This window comes from Microlunatus sp. GCM10028923 (assembly GCF_042666975.1).
In the GTDB taxonomy this organism is placed as follows: domain Bacteria; phylum Actinomycetota; class Actinomycetes; order Propionibacteriales; family Propionibacteriaceae; genus Microlunatus.
In genome coordinates, this window is record NZ_JBHTFF010000014.1 from 99,187 (window position 1) to 122,627 (window position 23,441).

Annotated in this window: 15 protein-coding genes and 2 pseudogenes; 12 read left to right on the forward strand and 5 right to left on the reverse strand. The window is 66.0% G+C overall.

Annotation, left to right across the window (positions count from 1 at the left end; all coding sequences use genetic code 11):
* The first annotated feature begins 92 nt into the window (after positions 1-92).
* Genes ACFQU4_RS28540 through ACFQU4_RS28555 form a run of 4 tightly spaced genes read left to right on the forward strand, consistent with a single transcriptional unit; the run spans position 93 to position 3,508 of the window.
* Positions 93-1,028, forward strand: coding sequence for a UbiA family prenyltransferase (locus ACFQU4_RS28540; RefSeq protein ID WP_377498637.1), 936 nt, complete (start codon positions 93-95; stop codon positions 1,026-1,028).
* Between the two features lie 43 nt (positions 1,029-1,071).
* Entirely contained in the window at positions 1,072-1,692 is a 621-nt protein-coding gene (locus ACFQU4_RS28545) for a TetR/AcrR family transcriptional regulator (protein WP_377498639.1), read from the forward strand.
* Positions 1,689-2,705, forward strand: coding sequence for a hypothetical protein (locus ACFQU4_RS28550; protein WP_377498641.1), 1,017 nt, complete (start codon positions 1,689-1,691; stop codon positions 2,703-2,705). The genes ACFQU4_RS28545 and ACFQU4_RS28550 overlap by 4 nt, the downstream gene beginning before the upstream one ends.
* A 2-nt stretch (positions 2,706-2,707) precedes the next feature.
* Complete coding sequence (locus ACFQU4_RS28555) at positions 2,708-3,508, forward strand: type II CAAX prenyl endopeptidase Rce1 family protein (RefSeq protein ID WP_377498643.1); 801 nt, start codon at positions 2,708-2,710, stop codon at positions 3,506-3,508.
* On the opposite strand, the gene ACFQU4_RS28560 is transcribed toward ACFQU4_RS28555, so the two are convergent.
* Complete coding sequence (locus ACFQU4_RS28560) at positions 3,484-4,323, reverse strand: class I SAM-dependent methyltransferase (protein ID WP_377498645.1); 840 nt, start codon at positions 4,321-4,323, stop codon at positions 3,484-3,486. The genes ACFQU4_RS28555 and ACFQU4_RS28560 overlap by 25 nt on opposite strands.
* 31 nt (positions 4,324-4,354) lie before the next feature.
* A complete protein-coding gene (locus tag ACFQU4_RS28565; protein WP_377498647.1) occupies positions 4,355-5,455 on the reverse strand; it encodes a CobW family GTP-binding protein in 1,101 nt (366 codons plus the stop codon).
* Between the two features lie 87 nt (positions 5,456-5,542).
* On the opposite strand from ACFQU4_RS28565, the pseudogene rpmG reads away from it, so the two are divergent.
* Positions 5,543-5,667 (forward strand): annotated as a pseudogene (gene rpmG, locus ACFQU4_RS28570) (50S ribosomal protein L33); the annotation flags it as partial.
* A 377-nt stretch (positions 5,668-6,044) separates the two neighbouring features.
* On the opposite strand, the gene ACFQU4_RS28575 reads toward rpmG, so the two are convergent.
* Positions 6,045-6,359, reverse strand: coding sequence for a hypothetical protein (locus ACFQU4_RS28575; protein WP_377498649.1), 315 nt, complete (start codon positions 6,357-6,359; stop codon positions 6,045-6,047).
* A 697-nt stretch (positions 6,360-7,056) separates the two neighbouring features.
* Between ACFQU4_RS28575 and ACFQU4_RS28580 the strand changes: the two are divergent.
* The 7 genes and pseudogenes from ACFQU4_RS28580 to ACFQU4_RS28610 form a co-directional block, all read left to right on the forward strand.
* Positions 7,057-9,360 (forward strand): annotated as a pseudogene (locus ACFQU4_RS28580) (error-prone DNA polymerase); the annotation flags it as partial.
* A gap of 501 nt (positions 9,361-9,861) precedes the next feature.
* Positions 9,862-10,953: a restriction endonuclease gene (locus tag ACFQU4_RS28585; protein ID WP_377498651.1), complete on the forward strand. Its 1,092-nt coding sequence runs from the start codon at positions 9,862-9,864 to the stop codon at positions 10,951-10,953.
* Positions 10,928-11,770 (forward strand): hypothetical protein, encoded by an 843-nt coding sequence (locus ACFQU4_RS28590; RefSeq protein ID WP_377498653.1) that lies wholly within the window; start codon positions 10,928-10,930, stop codon positions 11,768-11,770. Before ACFQU4_RS28585 ends, ACFQU4_RS28590 begins: the two co-directional genes overlap by 26 nt.
* A 345-nt stretch (positions 11,771-12,115) precedes the next feature.
* The gene (locus tag ACFQU4_RS28595; protein WP_377498655.1) at positions 12,116-15,781 is read left to right on the forward strand and encodes a hypothetical protein; all 3,666 of its coding nucleotides are present in this window, start codon (positions 12,116-12,118) and stop codon (positions 15,779-15,781) included.
* A 459-nt stretch (positions 15,782-16,240) separates the two neighbouring features.
* Positions 16,241-17,869 (forward strand): hypothetical protein, encoded by a 1,629-nt coding sequence (locus tag ACFQU4_RS28600; RefSeq protein ID WP_377498657.1) that lies wholly within the window; start codon positions 16,241-16,243, stop codon positions 17,867-17,869.
* Positions 17,870-18,834: 965 nt separating this feature from the next.
* Positions 18,835-19,707, forward strand: coding sequence for a hypothetical protein (locus tag ACFQU4_RS28605; protein WP_377498659.1), 873 nt, complete (start codon positions 18,835-18,837; stop codon positions 19,705-19,707).
* A gap of 245 nt (positions 19,708-19,952) precedes the next feature.
* A complete protein-coding gene (locus ACFQU4_RS28610; protein WP_377498661.1) occupies positions 19,953-20,609 on the forward strand; it encodes a hypothetical protein in 657 nt (218 codons plus the stop codon).
* Positions 20,610-20,993: 384 nt separating this feature from the next.
* Here ACFQU4_RS28610 and ACFQU4_RS28615 read toward each other — a convergent pair whose 3' ends face one another.
* On the reverse strand, positions 20,994-21,431 hold the full coding sequence (locus tag ACFQU4_RS28615; RefSeq protein WP_377498663.1) for a hypothetical protein: 438 nt from the start codon (positions 21,429-21,431) through the stop codon (positions 20,994-20,996).
* 326 nt (positions 21,432-21,757) lie between these two features.
* Complete coding sequence (locus ACFQU4_RS28620) at positions 21,758-22,591, reverse strand: hypothetical protein (protein ID WP_377498665.1); 834 nt, start codon at positions 22,589-22,591, stop codon at positions 21,758-21,760.
* Positions 22,592-23,441 lie beyond the last annotated feature (850 nt).

Here is a 23,441-nt window from a genome sequence, read left to right on the forward strand (position 1 = left end):
CACCCGGCCGGGGGATCGCCCGCGCCCGGAACCCTGGTGTGATCGAGTCCTGGCCGGCAGGGCGTCGGCCGGGGCTGGCCGGAAGAGGGACCGTGATCATCAGATCCGAAGTGCCGGAGGCGCCGGACGTTTCCATGATCGGGGTACGGCATCGGGCGGCGGCGGTGCTGGCCATGGCGCGGCCGCAGTTCTGGCTCGTCTCGCTGGTCGCCCTGCAACTGGGGTTCGTGCTGGCGACCCGGCGGCTGATTCCGACCGGCGCCGAGGCCCTGACGCTGGCGTACGCCGGGCTGATCGCCGGCCCGCTGATCTGGCTGGCCGTGCTGTCGATCAACGACGCCCATGATCAGGAGACCGACCGGCGCAACCCGAGGAAGGCCGGCGCACCGCTGGTCACCGGCGTCCTCGACCGGCGCCAGGCCATCGGCATCGGGATCGTCTCGGGGGCGGCGGCGGTGCTGGCCTCGATCCCGCTCGGCGGCCTGTTCACGCTGGGCGTCGGGCTGACCGTCCTGCTCGGCTGGGCGTACAGCACGCCGCCGCTGCGGCTCAAGGCCCGGCCCGGCGCCGATGTCGCGGTCAACGCGTTCGCCGTCGCCGGCCTCGGCCCGCTGGGCGGCTGGGTCGCACTCACCGGAACGACCGCCGGCTTCCCGTGGCCCATGGCGCTGATCGGCTCGCTCGCGGTGGCCGCGCTCTACCTGCCGACCACGCTGGTCGACCGGCAGGCCGATCGTGCCGCGGGGGCGCGAACCACCGCGGTCGCGCTCGGCGAGCGGGCCACCTTCGAACTGGGCTTCGCGTTGTGGACCGGCAGCGCGGTGATCGCGGCCGGGCTGGCGGCGACCGGCACGCTCCTCGACCGTTCCCTGCTGCCGTTGCATCTGATCATGGCGCCGATCCTGCTGGTGACCTACCGGGTGCTGTTGCGGCACCGGCCCGGCTTCGGGGCGATCACGGTCGTGGCGGCGACCTATCTGGTGCCCTGCACCGCCTTCGTCCTGACCTACTGCGGCGTGCTGGGCTGACCGCGGGACTTGTGAATCAGGCCGATCGGCCTAGAATCAGTTCATGCAGCCTGGTTCCGGTTCGGTCGGCCGACGCAGCGGTACGTTCATCGAGGCAGCACGCCGGGCCCAGATCATCGAGGCGGCGATCGTCGCGGTCAACGAGCACGGCTACGCCGGGGCCTCGCTGAGCGTGATCGCGGCCCGGGCGGAGACGTCGAAGAGCGTGATCTCGTACCACTTCGACGGCAAGGAGGAGTTGCTGGCCCAGGTGGTCGAGCAGGTGTACGGCGAGGTCGGCGAACTGATCATCGCCGCCGTCGACGCAGCGGACAGTTGGCCCGGCAAGCTCGAGGCCTACGTCCGGGCCGAACTCGGCTACGTGCGTGATCACCGGGAGCGGATCCTGGCCGCGAACGAGATCGTGATCAGCCACCGGGACGCCGACGGGACCCCGCTCTACCTGCAGGGCGGCGGCGAGGAGACGGCCCTGCTCGAGAACCTCCTGCAGCGCGGCCGGCGGGCCAAGGTCTTCGCGCCGCTGGACGTCAAGATCACGGCGGTCACCATCGTGCACGCGATCGACGGCGCGATCACCGAGGCGCAGCGGGATCCGGGACTCGACCTGGACCGGTACGGCGACCGCCTGGTTCCGCTGCTGCTCCGGGCGGTGGGCGCGACATGACCGGGCACCCGCTGCCGCCGGTCCGCGGAATCGGCTACGACGCCGGTGTGCTCTACGAGGGCACGATGCCGTCGCGGCCGGGGTGGCGGGTTGAGGACATGCGCCGGGACCTGCGGGTGATCGCCGGCGAACTCGGCTGCAACGCGGTCATGATCATGGCCAGCGACCTGGACCGGCTGGTCGAGACCGGCCGGGCGGCCCGCGAGGTCGGGCTCTCGGTCTGGCTGCAGCCACGGCTGTTCGACGCCGACCCGGTCGACGTGCTGGCCTTCCTGGGCGAGGCCGCGCAGCGGGCCGAGGAACTGCGCCGCAGCCATGGCGAGGTCGGCCTGAACGTCGGCTGCGAACTGAGTCTCTCGATGAACGGTCTGGTCCCCGGCCGCAGCTTCGTCCGGCGCGGCACCCTGCTGCCGTGGCTCTTCTGGCTCAAGCCCGTCCTCGATCTGCGCCTCAACCGCTTCCTTCGCCGGGCCGCGGCGCTGGCCCGCGAGCGATTCGGCGGCCCGCTCAGCTACGGCTCTGGCGACTGGGAATCGGTGGACTGGGCACCGTTCGACTTCATCGGCCTGGACTACTACCTCGACGCCGGCAACCGGTGGCGGTTCGAGTCCGACGTCACCCGGCACACGCGGTCCGGCAAGCCGGTGTTGATCACCGAGTTCGGCTGCTGCGGCTACACCGGGGCGGCCGCGCGCGGCGCCGGCGGCTTCCTGGTGATCAACACCCGCACCGATCCGCCGACGGTGCCGGCCGACCTGGTCCGCGACGAGCAGGAGCAGGCCGACTACCTGAACGAATCGCTGGACCTGTTCGCCCGGGCCGGCGTCCACGGCACCTTCGTCTTCGGCTTCAGCGAGCCGAGCCTGCCGTGCTCCGACGATCCCGTGCACGACCTGGACCGGGCCAGCTTCGGCATCGTCCGGGTGCTGCCGCGCGATGACGAGAAAGAGCCCGAGTCGTGGCTGCCGAAGCTCGCCTTCGGCGCCCTGGCCCGCCGCTACCGGGAGGGATGATCATGGACTCGAGCGCTGTTCACCGCTGGCCGCTGCCGGTGCGGATCGCGGTGCCCGGTCTCGGTGCGCTGGCCGTCGCGGTACCGGCCCGGCTGGTCGGCGGACCGGTCGCCGCGGTCGTCGGCGGGGCGCTGATCATCGCCCTGGCCCTGGTCACGCTGCGGCTGCTCGACCGGCGTTCCCCGGCCGAGGCCGGCCTGGTCCGGACCGCCCTGGCCGGGCGGCAGCTGCTCCTCGGCTTCCTGGCCTGGCTGGTGCCGGCCGGCGCGGCGATCCTGGTCCTCGCCGTCGGCGGGCAGGTCGGGTTACGAGTGCCGGACGGGGTGGCCTGGCTCAGTCCGGTCGCCGTCCACCTCGGCGTGATCATGGTCGGCCAGGTGCTGCCGTACGAGTTGATCTTCCGCGGGGTGGTGCAGAGCAACCTCTCGGAACGCTACGGAGGCTGGGGCATGATCATCCGCCAGGGACTGCTCTACGGCGTGTTCCTGACCGTGCTGCGCCTGGTCGGCGGTGGCGCGCCGGTGATCGCGCTGGCGGTGGAGGCCTCGTACGCGGTCGGCGTCGGGATCGCGCTGGGCTACGCCCGGGCGGTCAGCGGCAGTGTCTGGGTGTCGGCGGGTCTGCACCTGGCGTACCTGACCGTGACCGGGCTGACCGGAGACCCCGCCCTCGGGCTGGTGGACCGCCCGCCGGACTGGCTGCCCGCCCTGTTCGCGTACGGCGTGGTGCCGTTCGGAGTCAGCCTGGCCTGCGTCGAGACCCTGGTCCGGCTGCGGCCTCAGTCGGTCCGGGCCGCCGGCTGACGCGGTGATCGTCCGGGAGCCGTGCCGAGGCCGATCAAGGTCGTGGCGTCGATCTCGGTGACTCCGTCGGCGGCGAGGGTGGCCAGGTAGCGGTCCCGTACCGAACTTGTCTGGTCCGCGGACAGGCCGGTGATCGCCGACCGGTAGCCCGAGCCGGTGATGATCAACCAGGCCAGCTCCTCGGTCAGGACCAGTCGCAGATCCTCGGTGATCACCGAGACCTCGGTCAGGTCGAGGCTCTCGAGCCACGCCGCGTACGGTTCCGCCGCGTTGATCTTGTTGATCAGATGGGGTTGGCGCTCCGGTGCCGGGGCGCCGGTGACGGTGGAGACGGCTCGGGCCAGGTGGTCGCCGGGCACCTCCATCGCCCCGCGCCGCCAGATCGTGAACCCGATCCGGCCGCCGGGCCGGGCCATCCCGATCAGCTGTCGGGTGCCGGACACCAGGTCGGGAAAGAAGAAGATGCCGAGCGCGGCCTGCACCACGTCGTAGTCGCGGCCGGTCCAGCCGAGGACGTCGGCGACCTGACCGCGCAGCTGCGGCAGCGTCTCGGCGGCCCGGCGGACGATGTCGATCATGGGCGGGGACACGTCGACCGCATCGACGGAGCCGTCCGTGCCGACGGCCCGGGCGGCGGGGATCGCCGACGCACCCGTACCGCAGCAGGCGTCCAGGACACGATCACCGGTCCCGGGCCGGGTCGCGGCGACGGTGGCGCGGCCGATCGGGCCCCAGAGGTGCCGGCCGAGCGCGTCGAAGTCGGCCGCCGCGGCGTCGAAGCCGCGGCGATGGCCGGGCGGTGAGGTCTCGGGCACGGTCAACTCCGCTCGAGGTTCATGATCATGGTCAGGCCGCGGAGCTGGCCGCGCCGAGCCACGGGTCGAAGCCGTCGTCGACGCCGCGCCAGGCGTCCAGGTCGCCCAGCTCTTGATCGGTCATCAGGACCGCGCCGAACGCGTCCCGGATCCGTTCCCGCTCCGCCGCGTCGACGCCGGTGACGGTGAGCGAGGTGCCGGGCATCCGGTCGCGCCACGGGCCGTGGACGCCGACGCTGAGCTGGCCGCCGGAGCCGTCCCAGACACAGGCGACGCCCGGCCGGCTGGGCAGCCAGAAGTGTCCGCGGGACCGGATGCTGCCGGTGCCGAGGTCCTCCAGCCGGGCCATCAGCCGGTGCGGTTGGAACGGCCGGCCGGACTGCAGCACCAAGGTCCAGACGCCGTCGGCGTCCGGTCGCGGCGAGGCGGCGGGACGCAGCGGATCCGTCCTCGTCCGGGCCAGCTCGAGGTCGTGCCGGCGACCGATCAGGTCCGCGACGTCGACCCGGTGCGGGCTGGCCAGGAACGCGGACGGGGCGCGCAGGTGACGGAGCAGGCCGATGGCCTGCCGGCCGGAGTTGCCGACGGCCAGCACGGCGTCCGCGTACTCCACCTGGGCGCAGACCGCCTCGCCGACCGAACGCCGGTCCCGGGAGCCGTGTGCCAGGCCGCGCTCGTCGAGCAGGTCGTCGCCGAGTACGTCCTGGACGGCGGTCTCGCCGTCGACCGCGGCCACCACCGGGGCCAGCCGGATCCCGGTCAGCCGGCCGTCCCGGATCGCGGTGTCGATCGCCGCCGCGATCGGTTCCGGCGGCGTGGCCAGGGGCAGCGCCAGCACGGCCGTACGCCAGCGGCCGACCTCGGCCAGCCGGACCAGGGTCTCCAGCACGTCGTGCCGCAGCGTGCAGCCCAGGCACTCGTGATCAAGCTCGATCACCTCGGACTCGGCGGTCCCGTCCTGATCCGCGACCACCCGGTGCAGCGCCATCGCCGGCCGGTCGGTGACCAGGCCGTAGCTGACCTGGACGACGTCCGGCAGGTCGAGCAGGAAGGTCGCCGCCGCGGACTGCCGGGCGACCGGGTCGACGGCGGCGATGATCGCGACCGAGACGTACGGGCTGCTGTCGTTCATGATCGTCGGCTCCTCGTCGCGGTGGGGTTCCCCTGTACCTTAATGAACATGATTGTCATATACAAACCAGCGAGGAAGAGATCGTCGATAGCTCGGCGCAACGAGGTGCGTCCGGTGATCAAGCTCAGGTCGACGGCGGGAACCGGTTACACCTACGCCACGAAGAAAAACAAGCGGAATGACCGGACCGACTGGTCGTGCGGAAGTACGAATGGTTCGGTGCGCTGCATGATGGAATCGGCGGCTGTGCTTCCGGGTTCGGGGGCAATCGTTCCGATCGTGCACCGCGATGGTCTGTTCGAGCTCTCCGCCGCAGAGTGGGCCGCAACTCGAGATTTGTTGATCAGGGCACGATCCGCTTTGCACCAGCGTCTCGCTCCGGACGGCTACACCATCGGCTGGAACGCGCAAGGCGGCCAGCTTCATGCACACCTGACCAGCTCTGGGTTTGGGGCCGTCCCTGAGCACATTCCGACTGAAACGGCTAGGCTTGGCGTTAAGCCGCCTGTCGCTGTCAGATCGGAAGTCGTGAGGTCGGAACCCCCGCCGGATGACGGGACCCGGCCTTCGCGCATCTCAGCGGGAATGTTCAGCCGCCATGTCTCCTGATCCACTCCATCGTCTGGTCGAGTTCCCGGCGGCCGCCGGGCGCCGGTACAGGACGCCAGGCGATCTCGAGTAGATCGCAGTGGGTTTGTACGAGGGCCTCCGCGGCGCCGGTGGTAAACGGCTCGTATGGCCCGTCGGAAGCAGCATTGGCGATCATGAAGATTGCAGCCGATCGTGTGTGGTCGTATCTCCACTCCCAGCTAAGGACTCCTTGCTCGTCGAGCTGGTCGAGCATCTGTCCGAGGTGCCTTTGGCGGGAACTTCGGTAGTCGGGCTGCGAGACTGCGCCGTTCATGCCGGGTCGGGCCTCCTCTTCCTGTCTGCCTGGCATTGAGTGTGATCCCGAGGTGCCGATCATGATGACAGCCGGACGCCGTGGGCGCCCCGGGCAGCGCCGCTGCAGCCATGATCATCATTAGCGAGCCGAAGCGGACGATTACGGACAGGAACGGCGTGCAGCGTGTAGTGGTCGCAGATCATCAGCCACGGTCCGAGTGTGAGCGCTGTCGCTGACACTGGGCCGCCCTCTCGCCCCCTGCTATCGAAGCGCCGCCAAAGCTCGATCGATCGTTGCTGGAGACCCTGCGCATCAGGTCTATCCGGGTCGTAGATCGCGGCTGGAAACCCAGCGGTAGACCTCGTCCGCATCGCAGACGCGGCCGTACCACGCTCCCTGCGGGTCAACGAGCCAAACGTCGAGATCGCCGGCCGCGGACCATCCCGCTTCGAGTACCGGGCGCGGCGCACCGAGGCATCGGACCGCGCCCGGGTTCCGGGGGCCGCGGGCGTCGTACTGGATGTCGAGGTCGGTCGCCATCAGGCTGGCTTTGGCCCGGCTGAGACCGGTCGCGCGCCAGCCGTTGACTGCGCCGTCCCAGACTCCGAAGGTGCCGCCGTCCTCGGACGGGCGGACTGTGAAAGCCCGAACATGCATCCCACGATAGCCCGATATCGAACACATATCCTATTCTCGGGCTAGGAGGTGTTCGGAGTTGGCGTACAACAATCCGCCGGTGCCGTGGGCTGAGCTGGAGCGGCGGTTGTCGAGTCGATCGCGGCCGGGCTCCCATGGCGATCGGCCCGCGAGCGGGGACGGTGGGGACAGTCCCGCCTGGAGTCAACACCGGGGGCCGTACGTGCCGACGGGGCGGCCTCAGCGGCCGGCGAGCGCGGTGCCGTCTGCCGAGCTGCACGCGCACTCGACGTTCTCGTTTCTGGATGGTGCGTCGCAGCCGGAGGGCCTGGTCGAGGCCGCGGTCGAGCTGGGGCTGTCGGGGCTGGGACTGACCGACCACGATGGCTTCTACGGGGCGTCCCGGTTCGCCGAAGCTGCCGCCGCTTACGACCTGCTAACGGTATTCGGAGCCGAGCTGTCGCTGGGATTGTCGGGCCCGCAGAATGGCGTTGCCGATCCTGAGGGCGGGCATCTGTTGATGTTGGCCGACGGCCAGGAGGGCTACCACCGGCTGTCGGGGGCAGTCACCGGGGCGCAGCTGGCGGGAGGGGAGAAGGGCCGCCCGGTCTACGACCTCGAGGCCGTGGCCGATCACGGCCGCGGGCACTGGGTCGTGCTGACCGGCTGCCGCAAGGGCGCGGTCCGGCACGCCCTGACCACCGCCGGCTACCCGAACGGCCGTGCCGCCGCCGGCCGCGAGCTGGATCGCCTGGTCGCCCTGTTCGGCGCCGACCGGGTCGTGGTCGAGCTGATCGACCACCAGCTGCCCGACGACTCACTGATCAATGACGCCCTGGCCGGGCTCGCGGCCGACCGCCGGCTGCCGGTGGTGGCGACGAACAACGTGCACTACGCCAAGCCTGCCGAGCACAAGATCGCCGCCGCGTTGTCGGCGGTCCGGGCCCGGCAGGACCTGGACGCGATGGACGGCTGGCAACCGGCGTCGGGGATGGCGTTCCTTCGATCCGGGGAGGAGATGGCCGCCCGGTTCGGCCGATACCCGGGCGCGGTCGCCCGCTCGGTCGACCTGGCCGGCCAGCTGGGGTTCGATCTGCGGCGGGCCAAGCCGAAGCTGCCGCTGCGCGACGTGCCTGACGGACACACGCCGGCGTCGTGGCTGCGCCACCTCACCTTCACCGGCGCCGAGCTGCGCTACGGCACCCGCGACCAGCGGCCGGACGCCTACCAACGGCTCGAACGTGAGCTGGCAGTGATCGAGGAACGCGGCTTCCCCGGCTACTTCCTGATCGTGCACGAGATCGTCGACTTCGCCCGCCAGCAAGGAACCCTGTGCCAGGGCCGCGGCTCGGCCGCCAACAGCGCAGTCTGTTACGCGCTGGGCATCACCGCCGTCGATTCGATCTTGTACGGGCTGCCGTTCGAACGGTTCCTCGCCGCAACACGGGAGGAGGAACCGGACATCGATGTCGACTTCGACTCCGACCGCCGCGAGGAAGTGATTCAGCACGTCTGCGCCAAGTACGGCCGCCGCAACGCCGCCCAGGTCGTCAACGTGATCTCGTACCGGCCGAAGTCGGCGATCCGGGACGCAGCGAAGGCGCTCGGGTTCTCGGTCGGACAGCAGGACGCCTGGTCGAAACGAGTCGACGGCTGGTCGCCCGACATCACCGCCGACACCGGCGACGACGGCGGCATCCCACCCAACGTCACCGGCCTCGCCACCCGGCTGCTGACCTTCCCGCGACACCTCGGGATCCACTCCGGCGGGATGGTGCTGACCGAGCGGCCAGTGGGGGAGGTAGTGCCGATCGTGCATGCCCGGATGGAGAACCGGACCGTGCTGCAGTGGGACAAGGACGACTGCGCCTACATGGGCCTGGTCAAGTTCGACCTCCTCGGCCTCGGCATGCTCGCCGCCCTCCAGTACTGCATGGACCTCGTTCGTGATCATGTCGGCGAGGACTGGTCGCTGCACACCATCCCGAAGGAAGAGGCCGGAGTTTATGACCAACTGTGCCGGGCCGACTCCGTCGGCGTGTTCCAGGTCGAATCCCGCGCCCAGATGTCCACCCTGCCCCGGCTGCTGCCGCGCCGGTTCTACGACCTGGTGTGCGAGATCGCACTGATCCGGCCCGGCCCGATCCAAGGCGGCGCCGTGCACCCGTTCATCCGCCGCCGCACCGGCGAAGAACCCATCACCTACCTGCACCCGAGACTCGAACCGGTACTGAGCCGCACGTTGGGGGTGCCGCTGTTCCAGGAACAGCTGATGCAGATGGCCTAAGCCGTCGGCGAGATCTCCGGTGAAGAGGCCGACCTGCTGCGCCGGGCGATGGGATCGAAGCGAGGGATCGAGAAGATCGCGCTCAAGAAGGATCGCGACCACATCAAGAACCCGTGCCACCGGTGCCGTCGCGCCGAGACCGAGCCCGATCCGGACCAGAGTGACCGTACTGATGCAGCAATTGATCTCGCGCGCCGCCAGCTCGAGGCGATTCCACGGAGGTACCAACCGGCCCCGGACCCGCGGTCGTCGGGGCCTGAATCTTCCTCCCTACACGCCGACTCCCGCCGCCGACAGACCGCCGGCCCCAGCCCGGCCGGACCCGGCTCCTCGGGTCATGCCGAGCCCGCCACGGTGGGAACCCGTTCCGGATCCACCAAGACGACCACAACCGCGTCCTGTGCCGAATCCGGTCCATGTCCGCCGCCGCCGGCGTTGGCCGCTGGTGCTGGCTGCCGTCGCTGCAGTCGTCGTCGTAGTCGTGATCACCGTTCTCGGCTCAATATGGAACTAACGGGACATGGGACGATCCGTGTTCGGGTAATGCTTGTTCTCCGCTGACAGCGGAGATAGGCTATTTCCCGAACAGGAGGTGTGATGGCCATCATGACAGCGCCGGTCACGGAGGCTGACGTTCTGGCGAGGAGTCGAGAGATCCTCGCGGAGCGACTGCCTCCAGGGTGGGAGGTGCAGGTGGTGCCCGCGGCGGCCGACCAGGGAATCGATCTCATCGCAGAGCTCCAGTCTCCTGATGGGGCACGGGTCCGACTGGTGCTCGAGGTGAAGCGAACTGTCGATCGCCGTGACGTAGAGGCCATCCGCAGCCAGATCGCGCGATACACCGAAGGTCTGGCGACCCGAGGTCCGGCTGTTGTTGGAGTCGTTGTAGCGCGCTACCTGTCACCTCCGGTTCGGCAGAAGCTGATTGAGGCGGGGTTGTCGTTCGTTGATGCCACTGGGAACATCCGAGTGAGTTCCTCGAGGCCAGGCTTCTTTCTGGCCGATCACGGCGCCGATCGCGACCCGTGGCGAGGTCCGGGCCGGCCACGTGGGAGCCTGAAAGGGGCACCTGCTGGCAAGGTCGTTCGTGCGCTGCTGGACTTTGACCGGTCGTGGTCGATTCGGCGTCTGGTCGAGACCGCGGAGGTGTCTACGGGCGCGGCGTACCGAGTGGTGCAGTTCCTCGAGGAGGAGGAACTGATCGAAAGACGGAACTCACGGGTCCGGTCTCCGCGTTGGCAGCCGCTGTTGCGGCGCTGGAGTCAGGATTATGAATTCGTCGCGAGCAGCAGTACCTCCACCTGGGTCGCTCCACGCGGACTGGACAGGCTTCTGGAGCGTGTGTCGGCTACCGAGGGTGAGTACGCAGTAACGGGTACCCTGGCCGCCGCCGAATGGGCCCCGCACGCTCCGGCACGCTCGGCGATGATCTACACGGCGGATGCAGCAGAAGCCGCACAGGAGTGGGGCCTGCGTTCAGTTGATGCGGGAGCGAACGTCGTGCTTGCCGAACCCGAAAGCGCCGCAGTGTTCGCGCGGACTCAGACCGCGACTTCCGGTGGCTACCTCATTGCAGCGCCGGCCCAGGTCGCTGTCGACCTTCTGACTGGCCCGGGGCGGAATCCCTCCGAGGGCGAAGAACTCATCGATTGGATGTCACGCAATGAACGAACCTGGCGCCAGCGCTGACCTTCTGATCCGCGCACGTTCGGCGATGCTCGACGCACTGGCAGCGCTCGAGGCACATCGCGCCGCCGTCATCGTGATCGGAGCTCAGGCGGTCTACCTTCGGACGGCGGCGGCTCCGGTTGCTCTCGCCGAGGCGACCAAGGACAGCGATCTGGCGGTCGATCCCCGCGAGCTGGGAGAAGACCCGCTGATCGAGGAGGCCATGACCCGAGCAGGGTTCTACCTGAACCCGCACACGCTCCAACCCGGAAGCTGGCTCAGCCCGACTGGCATTCCCGTGGACCTGATGGTTCCAGAGGCACTGGCCGGCAGCGGCGGATCCCAGGCTCGAGGCGCCCGGATCCCCCCGCACAGCAAGAAGGCAGCTCGGCGGGCCGCAGGACTCGAAGCAGCCCTCGTTGACAACTCACCGATGGAGGTACTTGCCCTCGATCCAGCAGACGCCCGCCGCTACACGATCAAGGTCGCAGGCTGCGGCGCTCTCCTGGTCGCGAAGCTCCACAAGATCGGAGAGCGGGTCAACGATCGAAACCCCGACCGTCTGCAAGACAAGGACGCGCACGACATCTACCGGATCCTCATCGACACCGAAACGGATGTGCTGGCAGAGTCCCTGGAGCAGCTGCGCGTGCACGAGGTCAGCGCTGCGGTAACGGAGATCGCTATCGGACTGCTGCAGCAACTCTTCGGTGACGGACCGTCAGCGATTGGTGCGTTGATGGCGGGCCGAGCCGAGACCGGGATCGGCAATCCAGAGACTGTTGCCCTTCAGGCCTCATTCTTGGCCGACGACTTGTCAAAGGCTGTGCAGCGGTGACCTGCCGCAACAGCAGCAACAGCAAGGAACAGTTGGATCAGACAGCCGGCCCGGCCGGATCACCTGATCATCGGTGGCCCCCGTACAGCCGGCTAGTTGTGGCGAGCCACCACTGATCGACCGAGATCACTGGTGGCCGGCCGCAGGCGATCCACAGGAGTGGGAACAGATCGGCGAGTCCGCGCCAGGACGTCTCCGCGGGCGGCCTGAGGGTGAACCCGGATCTCGGCCACTGACAATGACGGCCTTGCGGCTGTTGCAGGACCTGCAGCACCACTCGCCTGCGCCGTCTGAATCCGAAGGAAACGTCAGTCGACCGTCAGGTTCGCAGTTACGATCCGGAGCGTGTCCGTTGAATCCGGCAACACCCGGTCCGAGAGCCAACGGTCTGTTCCCGAACTGGAGTCGCTTCAGCCCCGATTCGACCGGGACAGCCACCAGTCCTACGTCGACCTCCTGTTCGCTGCCATCGACGATGACGGAAATCGCAACATCGCACTTTCGGGACAGTACGGCAGCGGTAAGAGCAGCATCCTCGCCGGATTCAAGAGCCAGCTCTCAGCGACGCGTCCCCAGACCAAGGTCATCCAGCTAACCTTGTCGACTCTCAACTCCGACACGGCCAAGAAGGAAGCGGTAGCGCAGGAGTACGGCTCCGATCACGGCCACAAAGGCTCGACACACGCAGTCACACGCGCGCTGGAACGAGAGATCGTCAAGCAGCTCCTGTACCGGGAGACCCCGACCAGGATGCCCGGCTCCCGGTTCCGCCGTACTGCCGCGCCCGACGATGAGACAACGGCAAGCTGGGCGATCCTGGCGGCCGCGGTGACCGTGTTGATCGGCATCGGGCCGGTGACTCAGAACTATTGGTGGACGCTGGCAGGCGGGGCACTGGCCGCTCTACTAGCCGCTGTGTGGGTCGTCCGGCGGAACGGTGCCGGCCTTTCGCTCAAGCAGATCGGGGCCGCCGGTGCGTCGCTGCACCTCGACGACAGCCGTGCGTACTTCGATGATCATCTCGACGAGATCATCTACTTCTTTCAGGTGAGCAAGACGCAGGTCGTGATCTTCGAAGACATCGATCGATTCGACAACCTGAGCATCTTTGAGTCGCTACGCGAACTCAACATCCTCCTCAACGAAACCGAACAGCTGGAACGGCAACGGCCAATCCGATTCGTCTATGCGACCCGGGACAGCATCTTCAAGCACGCAGCGAGGGAGGCAACACCGTCAAGCTCATCGGACACCGAACCGTCTGAACCCGCGCAGACCGATGGACTCATTGCACATCGGGCTGGAGGACCGGAGTCGGTCGGGTCCAGCCGCACCAAGTTTTTCGACGTCGTCATCCCCGTGCTTCCGTTCGCCACCCGACGCACGTCACGAGAACACCTGACCAGGGCGGTCGGTAACGACGTCGATGCCAACCTCATCGACCTGGTCGCACGTGAGGTCACCGATATGCGACTCATCCTGAACATCGGGAACGAGTTCCGAGTCTTCCGCCCGATGATCCTGCGCGACGACTTCGACATCGAGATCCTGACACCGACCGGACTCTTCGCCATGATCGTCTACAAGAACCTGTACCCGGAGCAGTTCGAGAAGGTCTCGACCGGCACAAGCGAGCTGGACCAAGTTTATGACGAGTACCGGAAGATCGTCAACAGCACGGCCCGGGATCTGGAGCAACGCGCGACACAAGGGCCGCTGCATCCCGCACTCGTTGAGGCCGCGCGCCGACTCAAGGAAACAGCAAGTCTGATCAACTCCACGAGCCTCCAAGCTCCAAATGGACAGCAGTACCCGGAGACCTCATGGGAGGCCTACGACTTCTGGTCCGCACTTGCGGCCTCTGGCCCGCAATCAACCTCCTACTTCCTAACGAGGCAAGGGCAGACTGCTGCGTTCACAAACACTCGACTGTCCGAGCTGATAGACCAACCACTGACCTCAGACACCGTTAAGGAGATGGAGGTCGAGAGCGGAGAAGGCGCCTCACGCGAGACAGAAGAAGCACGCACCAAGATCATCGGCGCCTCCATCCAGAACCTCATGGACACCGACCGCGAGTTGATCAACCACGATGGAGCACCCGTTGACTTCCGCGACCTGGTCAGACACAAGATCAACGACAGCCTCGTGTTCGACATGATCAACCACGGCTACATCGACCGGAACTTCTCCCTCTATGCGTCCGCCCATGACCCGGCGGTCAGGCCGAGCGCGCTCCGCTTCGTCCTTGCCGTCGTTGAGCCGAACAAACCCGATCCCCGATTCCAGTTCGACGATCCCGAATCCGACATACCCAGCGTCCTTCGAGAGGCGGGCGAAGCCTTCCTTTCCGACCGGCGAGCCTTCAACGTGCAGATCCTCGACCACTTGATCCTGCACCAGAGACCGGAGGTCGACGCGCTGGCGAGGTTGGTCGGCGAAGGGACGGCCGCTGATCAAGAATTTCTCGACGCGGTCATCGCCGAGAGCAAGCACGCAGCAGATTTCACCCAAGCGGTGTCCCGCCATTGGGCCGACATCTTCACCCACTTGATCAACGACCGCACGGAGCCCGCTCAGGATCTCGTGGACGCGGCCGTTCGCGGAGCCACCAAGTCGGTGGCCTACACGACTTCGCACACAGTCTCCGACTGGATTGACACGAACGGCGCACATCTCGCCAGCCTCAGCGACGCCTCCCCCAACGCGCCGGATGGACCCACGATCGCTGCCGTTCTCGAAAAGCTTCAGGTCCCGGTGAGCGATATGCGAACCTACTCCACTGCCCTGCAGAACGCGTTGTTCGAGCAGCACCACTGGGCGGTGACCAAAGCCAACCTCGCGATCGACCAACTGTTCGGGAAGTTCCCGTCTCTCGACGAGGTGATCAGCCAGCTCCCGGCGGTCGACGACGCTGTCGCCCTTGACCCTCTGCAAGTAGCGGTTCGTGACCATGTGCTGCAGAACCTGGCTATCTACTTGCCTCTGTGCCAGAAGGAAAACCGACCCGTTATCGACAGTCTGGATCAGTACGAGGCAGTCCTGAGGTGCGTAGGCGATCTTCCTGACCTCCCGTCGCAATTTCGGCCGGAACAGCTTGAAGAACTCGTAGATGGAGCGCCCGACAGCGCCCAGATCGACCGTCTCGACGGTATTCCGAAGTCCCTCTGGCGCGCCCTCGCTCACACCGGACGAGCAGCTGCATCGGTGGCCAACCTTCACGCCTACTTACAGGAGATGGCGGACCTGGACGCTTGGTCGGAGCATCTCGATGATGATCCGTCTCGCCTCGAGGCCGATCCGGACGACAGCGAGGAGACAAGGACGGCCGTAGCGTCAGCCATCCTGGCGATGACGGTTCAATCCGACACGTGCATCAAGCTTCTGACCACACTCAAACTCCGGTCTCCGATCGATCCCTCGAAGGTGCCAGACGGCAAGATCAACATCATCCCCGACCTTGTCGAGGCCGGCCTCATGGACGATTCGCTGACCGCCTTCCGCCGGTCGAGGTCAGACGCGCAGGTCGCGCGCCGATACATTGCCATCGCAACGCAGATCTCGAGTTATCTCGCCGAACTGACCGACCTGTCGGCAGGCGAACTCACCGCGCTCGCCGATGACGGCGACCAGGCGGCCGTCCGCGTGCTTCTCGATGCACCGGCCCTGCTGGCCAGATGCGACGAGACGGCCGCCAGCAAGATCACTAAGCGTGCGCAGCAGATCGAGAGAGTCCCCTACGACACACTCACGGTCCTCGCACGTCACTGCTGCCAGGATCCACAGCCGTTCGTCGAGCTGTTTGCGAAACAGTCACCCAACCTCGCTCCGCAGCAAGCCCAAGCGCTTCTGGACCAGATGCCAGACCCCTATCTGCATCTCGGCAAGGAGCAAGTTGAGGTGCCGCTCTGGACCCTTGGGCTGCTGGACTCTCTGGAGCGCCACGGCATCATCGGCCGCAGCCGAAAGAAGCGCAACGGAGACGTCTACGCGGTGCAACCGGCGGGTTAGTCGTCGCGGACTCCTGACAGTTGTTAGTGCGCGGACCGCGCGCCTGGGTCTGCACTCCGCCGTGCAGCAAGCGGAGATCAGTTCGCGAACATGCGCAACAGGGCAGTCGGCCTCTGGGAAGTCCGCTCCCACCAGGAGCGATCGAGCCCCTCGATGGGAGACGCCGCCCGGCCACCAAGGCGATTCCGCATGTCATGGGAGCTGTTATGCTCAATGCGCGAGCGGATCCGCTCGCTAGGTTGAGAGGAGGGTCGTATGGATAGTTACGGACCTGGATTCCAGCGGCCGTTTACGCTGGCACAGCTGGCTCGACGAGCCGGAATCTCGGAGAGCCGGGCACGTGCCATGTGGGCTTCTGACCGTGGCCGGCTTCCGCGGCCCGATGAGCGGGATGCTGATGGGCGACCACTGTGGAGAGCGGCCACCATTGACGCGTGGTGCGCACGGCAGGGTCGGAGTGTGTCTGATGACTCGCTGTGGTTCTTTCGTGTCCCGCCGGCGAAGACTGCGGCAGTGGAGCTGCAACGTGGGGTGGTCTCGCTCGGCGGCAGGGATCGGCTGAAGGCCTATGCGATCGTGTGGGACACGGAGCGCGGGCACGTGATCTACCTGCAGCAGATGGACAGTGAGGAGCTCACTCCGGGCCAGTTCGCTGAGCACGCGGCCGAGCTCATCGAACCGCGGTGGTGGGCTGATGCTCTGGTGATCATGCCGACCGGCTGGACATCGCTCGGTGGCTCCGACTTGGCGGACGACGATCCGGAGCTGATGGTGTATCGGCTGCGCACGGCTGACGATGGGGCACAGGGTCGGGGCGGTGTCGTCGAGGGCTTGAGGCGCTGGATTGCTGGTCCGGCGTCCGAGGCCTCAGACGCCCGCCCTAAGGCCGACCTGGGCACGCCCGTCGAGGCTCGAGTCATTGCGGCAGCCATCGGTACGCCAGTTCCCCTGTGGTTGAGCGGCACGACGCTGTCGGAGCACGGTCAGCAGACGCTGTCGTACAACCAAACCTTTATCGTTCCTGATCGGTCGACGGACTGGCCGGCTGCTCAGCGTCGTCTGGAGCGGGCGATTGAGGTGGGCCTTCCGGCGGAGTACCCAGCGGCGTTCGCGTTGTTGTGTGTCGACGCGGCAGAAGGTCTGGCCACAGTGCACGAGGCCCACGAGCGTACGCCGGACCGCGGAGCCGGGTGGTACCTGGTGTGCCGGCCGGCGCGGCCGGCGCCGCCGATCGAGCTTGAGCAGCTGATTACCTCAGCCGAGCCGGTTTCCGATCCCGTCCTCGTCGGAAATGAGCTGGTCGAGATGCGCACAGTGGAGGCTGACCTCGATGTCGAGGACCCGCGGGGTGCGGTGTTCGCCGCGGCGATCGAACTGACGGAAGCGCATCTACGTGTGCTCGCTGGCGCCGAGCGGAGGCAGTATGTGCCGGTCGCCGACGACAAACTCGTCAGGTACCGTGCTCCCTGGGCCGGCCAGGTCGTTGAGTCCTGGCGCCGAGACCTCTCGCCGATTGTCGATGTGAAAGCGGCCATGCGGCTTCGCCGAGGCGCTCGACTGCTGGACGGATACTCCGAATCGGATGTGATCGAAGGCTTCCGCGACCGTGACGGCCGCTTCGTCTGGATCGTGCAACTACCCCGCGAGGCGAAATATGTCCTGGCCGAGTGGCCGGTATCGCTGGACGTCACTGAGCACTGGACCGACAAGACGATCATCGCCGGAGACAACGACGCTGGTGCCGTGACGGCCTTGCTCGCGCTGACACCCACGGAGGATGGACATATGCGGGTGGATCCGGTGCCGCTGCCGCCAGGTGGAATGCGGGACGCGTTTGCCTACGGCTACGCCGGCGGAACCCCAGCCGAGACCTACCACGCGCTGCTCCGATGCGCCCTCGGCGACATCCCCGCAGTACCAGCCATGTGGTCTTGGGCGCCATCCAGGCGAATCCCGAGCCAACTGTGGGATGAAGTATCGACAACAAGCGATCGACTTCGTCTGGAGTGGCCAAAGCTGAAACTATGGGCACGCGCTGACCGCAAGAGAGCAATCGAGAGTGCGTCGACTTCGTCTGATGAGATCTGAAAGGCACCCGAGGTGCACGGACGCAACCCACGTACCCATGAAATCCCGGGATTCTCGCTTGAGCGTGACCTTGCGCCTGGTGGGCCCCATCGATGGTGGCTCGGTGCTGGTCGTCCGGCTTCGACCCAGAGGTTTCGCACGGACTCCCATTTCCATGGCTTGCACAGAAAGTCGGCGATGTCATCTGGCTCGGACAGGTAGCCGGCCTGCATCAGCACGCGGCCGGTTTCGGCGAGCTCGGTGCGGTGGTCTGTCTAGGCCCTGGTGACGTCCAGGCCGGCGAAGGCGCTGCCGGCTCGGGTGAGGCGTAGCAGGGCGTAGCGAAGGGTACCCCCAACAACCGTCGTCGGCGGCCACGCAGAGGTAATCGGGCTTGTGCCGCCGGCTAAGGCGTGTCTCTGGTCGATAGCGCGCGGCCAGGGCGTCAGAGTGGCCGTCGACCAGGGCCTTCGCCGCGTTCAGCGCTCCGGACAGCCGGCAGGACCGCCATCAGTTGTCGCAGCGCCGCCGCGAACCCGAGCAGGGTCAGACAACGGTCCCGGGCACCGCGAACGGAACAGCCAGCCCCACTGAAGGACGAGATCAGCGGGCTGGCTCGGATGACGATCGCGGTGTTCCTCGAGGCGATGCCGATGACCCTGGGCGGTGACCTCCCCCGAAGATCAGGTGGGTCCGGCCACCACGCTCCTTGAGGAATGCCTGCCGGTGATGAACCCTCGTTGACCGCTGGGGACGAGATGGAGTGGTGTCGCCGGCGGATGCGAGACTCGGTTCATTCATTACGATTCAGTACAGGTTGGCACGCGGGGCGTCAATACCATTCAGACTGAATTTTCTCACTGGCGTCAACCTCGAAGGATCCTTATGGCTACTCAAATGATCCCCGCGCTTTGCGCGGCGCCACATCACAGTCCGTTGTGTCACATTTCTCGGTCTATGGTAGTTGTCACTTGGATCCAGGCCCGATGAAGAGTCTAGCGTGGGGAATCATCTTCGCCGGTCTCTTATTCGGGACGATGGCATGCAGTCCACAAACTGATCCTATTTCAGCAGATCCCACCTCCGAGTCAACGCCGATGCCCAGTGGTGAGCCCGGTGATGGTCCCAGTGACGAGCCCAGTGACGAGCCCAGTGACGAGCGCAGTGACGATCCAAATTTTGACGTTCTTGACTTCTCAGGCAATGCTGATATCGAGACGGGCGAAGGCTACACCTATACCGTAGAATTCTCGGGATCTATCTCGTCACCAACTGCAGACATCTCAGAGGAGAAGCCGGGATTTACCAGATTGTCGTTTCCGCTCGACGGGTCGGCGACAGTCACTAACACGACACCCGGCCGGGAGTTGCCTCTCGGCGGATCAGATCTCGGCGTGGTTGGTTGGTACAAGAAGGGCTCCGCGGTCTGTGAACGGATCGAGGGCACATACAACCCGGAAGCGAAAAGGGAGTTCACAACAAAGGGGTGCTTCTTGATCCTGGGCGGATTTTCGATGTACGACACAGAGGATCCGCATGCGCGGCCAGGGGGAGTAACCGTCCCGGTGAATGCTCAGGTCACCGGGACGTTTGGGGTTTCCGGTCCAGATCGATCCAACAGGCTCTTCTACGGAGTCAAGGAGAAGCAGTCGGAAGCCCTTGCGAGAGACGTCCTCAAGCCGGACTTCATTCTCTTGTATTCCACAGAAGAAGACGTGGACAAATCCTGCAAATCCAATCACTCTGGAGACACCGATTCCTCGGTCATCTACATGGACGGTGGACTCAACTGCGGAAAGCTGGAGCAGCTCTACTACGGTTGGCTGTGGTCAGTTGACGAAGGTCTCCTGCGCAGATAACCCACTCTCTCGAGTCCTACGTCGCCGCTCTCGGCGGCCGGCTCCGGGTCGTTGCCGAGTTTCCCGATGAAACCATCACGAATCGAAGACTGAGCAGATGTGCTGCTCGCGAAACTCGGCGAGTTCCGGAACGTCTTGCTGATCCTGCGCTCATACTCGACAGGTGACCAGCGACCCAACGGACATCGACGCGGCTGACGCGATCTGTCCGATCTGTCTCGTCGAGGCTGGCACGGAGAAGGAACATGTGCCACAAGGAAGCCCTCGGCGGCCGCGTCATGACCCGCACCTGCCGGCGGTGCAACAACGATCTCGGGGCCCGGGTGGAGGCAGAACTTCAGGACTGGTTCGACCGGGCTCTGACCAAGGTCCGCATGAGCCACGACGGAGAGATTCCGGGCAAGCGACGGCTTCCGACGATCTACTACCTGGAGGAGAAGGGCAGCAAGCGGTTCGCGCTGAACCCGGCGGGGGAGCTCACCCCTGAAGTGATCCAGATGATGGAGTCGGGGACGTTCTGGCTGAACTACCGCGAGCCCGATCCGCGGCGCTGGCGGTTGGCGCTGCTGAAACACGCCTACCTTGCGGCCTGTCTGTACCGCGGTGACGTGCCGGAGTCAGCCGATGCACAGGCGATCCGGGGCGATCTGATCGCTGCCCGCGATACGCCCAGTCGAGCCTCGCTACCTGAGAGCGAGGCAGCGAGCCGGCTCAAGGTCTACCGCTCTGGAGTGGGAAGGCAAGGCAGCCCGTTGTCCTTGGTGGCCCGGGTTCATCCTCAGGATGCCAGCGCCGATCCCGAGGTGCTCATCTCCTTGGCCGGCGTTCTCTTCGTGTCGTGGCCCTTCACTGACCTGCCAGCTGGCACCTGGCAGCGGCAGGCCATCGAGGGCGACCACTAGGCTCCATCTGGGGCCGCTCCGCCCGGGCCCTCATCATCGAAGGTCGCGTCCAACGCCGGCGGCAGGTCGCCAGCCTCAGCGCCGAACACTTCGAACCACTCGTCTTGGAGCCAACTACAGCGTTCGGCGACTTCCGATGATGATCATCGCGTTCGTTCGATCTGATCGCCGTGACCGAGAAATCGTCAGGGCCGCCGGTTACCGTTCTGCCATGCGACCAGTTCGGCCAACGCGGAGGGCTCTTCTTCGGTTGCCGCGGGATTCATCTGGGCCAGGCGCACTCTGAGGGTTAGACCTAAGCCAAAGCCAATGCGACCGTCACGGCCCTGATCAACTGTTGCTTGATCAGGGTACTGCTGTCGAGGTCCCAGCTTCGGGTTTCACTCATCGAGCCACCTCGTACAGCGATCCGCCCATGACCCCAGCGACCCAGTTCAAATCGGACTCGCTCTCGGCGTAGGCCACCCAGTTGCCACCTCGCAAGATCCATCCAAAGGCGTATGCGGCGGAGGCGTTGTCCAGGATCTGTTCGGTGTTCAGCTCGCAATGATCCTCGACCACCGTCACCGTAATGGCGTTGCTTGAACCGCCATGGATGCAGTCCTCCTCGGCTCCCTGCTCCTGCCACGGATTCGAAGCGGACGCCTGATAGCGCTCCTTCCACTCCGCCCGGGTGTAGCGCTTGGTTTCCCAGCCCTCCCAAGTGGGTGCGCTCACGGTCACGACCGGCCCAGGAACCTCTACGTACTTGGTGGGCTGCATGGTCGATCCGATGGCGATCCCCCCTGCGGCACCGAGCCCGAGTGCGAGAATGGCGGTCACGGCCGCTGCTTGCCAGGTCCTCAACATGGTCTCTCCGTTCGTTGGATCCTCATCGCACGAAGGAGCTCATGACCGCGGCCCACGGGCCAGGCCCAATGATCACCGGACCGGTCTCCTTGGGTGGCCGCTCTCGTTCCCCCGCTGCTGGACTTCCAGATGTCGGGACTCGCCTGGCGCCCGGTGACCCCGTGGGCAGGCCGCAGCCAGGAGACGATCACCAAAGCGGCTGCCACCACTGCTGCGATCCCGCGACAGCCGATCATGACGGTCCACCACTCAGACCTAGCGCCGGTCTGCGCCGCGATGCGGGGGGACAATGTCGAGCATCAGCATTCGCCGAAGAAGTCCGGACTAACACGACGAGCAGTGATCTGGTACACCTTGGCGTCCTCAGGCAGCGTCTGATTGGAGACCTCGTTCTTGAACAGGAAGACGATCTCGCGGTCTCCGACGGTCACGGTCAAGACCGGAAATGGGCCACCGTTGCCTTGCTTGGACACCTGTTTGATCCTGTTGCCGTAGATGGCGCGGATCTGTCGGAGGCTCATGCCGACCCGGGCGCCGCTGCGGGTCTGGTATGCCGGGCCGAAGAGGTGGACCTCTTCGACGACGTCGAACCACACCAAACGGACGCGTTTCGACTCGAGTTGCTGCGATTCGGCGAGTCCGCCCGTACATTCTTTGGTGCTGGGCTCGAGGAAGCCTTGGTTGACCAGGTGCGTCACGGGCTGCCCGATCTTCAGTGGCCCGAGCCCGTTGGTATCGAGGACGGCGTTGAACCCGACGCTGCCTCGCTCAGGCTTACCAGTCGCAACCTTGCTGAAGACGTTTACGGATCGCGTCGAGGGGTCGAGGTTCAGTGAGAAGAGGTTGTCGAGCAGCCCGTATCCCAGGGTGATCAGAGTCGAGGCGATGTTGAGCTTTCCGATGATCCGAGATCGATAGGCCGCGCGGCTGATCTTCTGCCAATCTTCGGGCTTCAGGATCGATCGTAGGCCGCGGATCAGGACTGGCCAGTTGGCGGCTACACACCGAGTCATTTCGACCGCGACCAGCCTGACCGTGTCGGCCGAACCTTTGGCTAGTGGATCGCCAAAGGCGTTGGCGAAGCAGTGAGCAGTCACTGCCGACGCGAACTGCCACCTTGCCGGACCAGTCAACTCGAGACCCTCGGCGGCTTGCCAGGGCAAGGCCGTACAGGACGGCGGCGGTCGTCGCGGTGCCGACCAATTCGATCTGGAATGTTCTGTCCGCGGGGCGTGTGAACCCGAAGTGGACTTCTTGACCTGGTGCGAGGAGGACGGTCCGTGCCGCGGCAGGTGTGCTCGCCTGCGACAGGAGGTCGACCATGGTGCCTTTCAGGGCACCGGCTGACCTTCGCCACGACCAGGCCCAGCTCTGAGATGATGTCACCGTCATCCCGGTTCCGCGGTTGTTGGTGATCTTGACGACCAACAGCTCAGGATCGGCTTTGTCGGCGCCAGTGCAGACGAGAATCGGTGGGTCGTAGGTCTGGTCGGGGACGATGACTTCGTCGACCCAGTCCGGATTCTGTCCGGCGCACTGTGGTTGCTCACCTCGAACCGAGAACAGCGTGCCCATGGACTCTGATAGCGACCCGATGAAAAGATCGAAGTCACTCAGGTGATCAGTGATTGCCGTGACTGTGCTGCGATCGGAGCTGACCCAGGTCTCAAGGATGCTCGTTGCATCGGAGCGGTGATCTCCTCGCACGAGCACAGCGGTGTTCTTCTCCTGAAGTGGTTCAGACAGGTGATAGCTGATTGTGATCGGTTGGAGTGGTTGGGATCCTCCGTCGAGCATGAGGCTCAGTCGAGCGACTAGTCCCCAGTCCGGCACATCGAGAGCCTCGCCATCTCCTGCCTTCACCGCGAGCTCGCCCGGAACCTTGGTGACTCCCGCCGGTAGGGACACCTCGAACCTGCCGGCTCGCGCAGTTGTGGTCTCGGCCGGACTTACCCGGACCGTGACAGATTCGGCCGCCGGTGC

What these genes read in the sequence shown, in the direction of transcription:
- ACFQU4_RS28575 (WP_377498649.1), bottom strand. Translation starts at nt 6,359, where the DNA reads ATGAACGGCGCAGTCTCGCAGCCCGACTACCGAAGTTCCCGCCAAAGG.
- ACFQU4_RS28585 (WP_377498651.1), top strand. Translation starts at nt 9,862, where the DNA reads ATGGCCATCATGACAGCGCCGGTCACGGAGGCTGACGTTCTGGCGAGG.
- ACFQU4_RS28590 (WP_377498653.1), top strand. Translation starts at nt 10,928, where the DNA reads ATGAACGAACCTGGCGCCAGCGCTGACCTTCTGATCCGCGCACGTTCG.
- ACFQU4_RS28605 (WP_377498659.1), top strand. Translation starts at nt 18,835, where the DNA reads ATGAAGAGTCTAGCGTGGGGAATCATCTTCGCCGGTCTCTTATTCGGG.
- ACFQU4_RS28610 (WP_377498661.1), top strand. Translation starts at nt 19,953, where the DNA reads ATGTGCCACAAGGAAGCCCTCGGCGGCCGCGTCATGACCCGCACCTGC.
- ACFQU4_RS28550 (WP_377498641.1), top strand. Translation starts at nt 1,689, where the DNA reads ATGACCGGGCACCCGCTGCCGCCGGTCCGCGGAATCGGCTACGACGCC.
- ACFQU4_RS28565 (WP_377498647.1), bottom strand. Translation starts at nt 5,455, where the DNA reads ATGAACGACAGCAGCCCGTACGTCTCGGTCGCGATCATCGCCGCCGTC.
- ACFQU4_RS28545 (WP_377498639.1), top strand. Translation starts at nt 1,072, where the DNA reads ATGCAGCCTGGTTCCGGTTCGGTCGGCCGACGCAGCGGTACGTTCATC.
- ACFQU4_RS28555 (WP_377498643.1), top strand. Translation starts at nt 2,708, where the DNA reads ATGGACTCGAGCGCTGTTCACCGCTGGCCGCTGCCGGTGCGGATCGCG.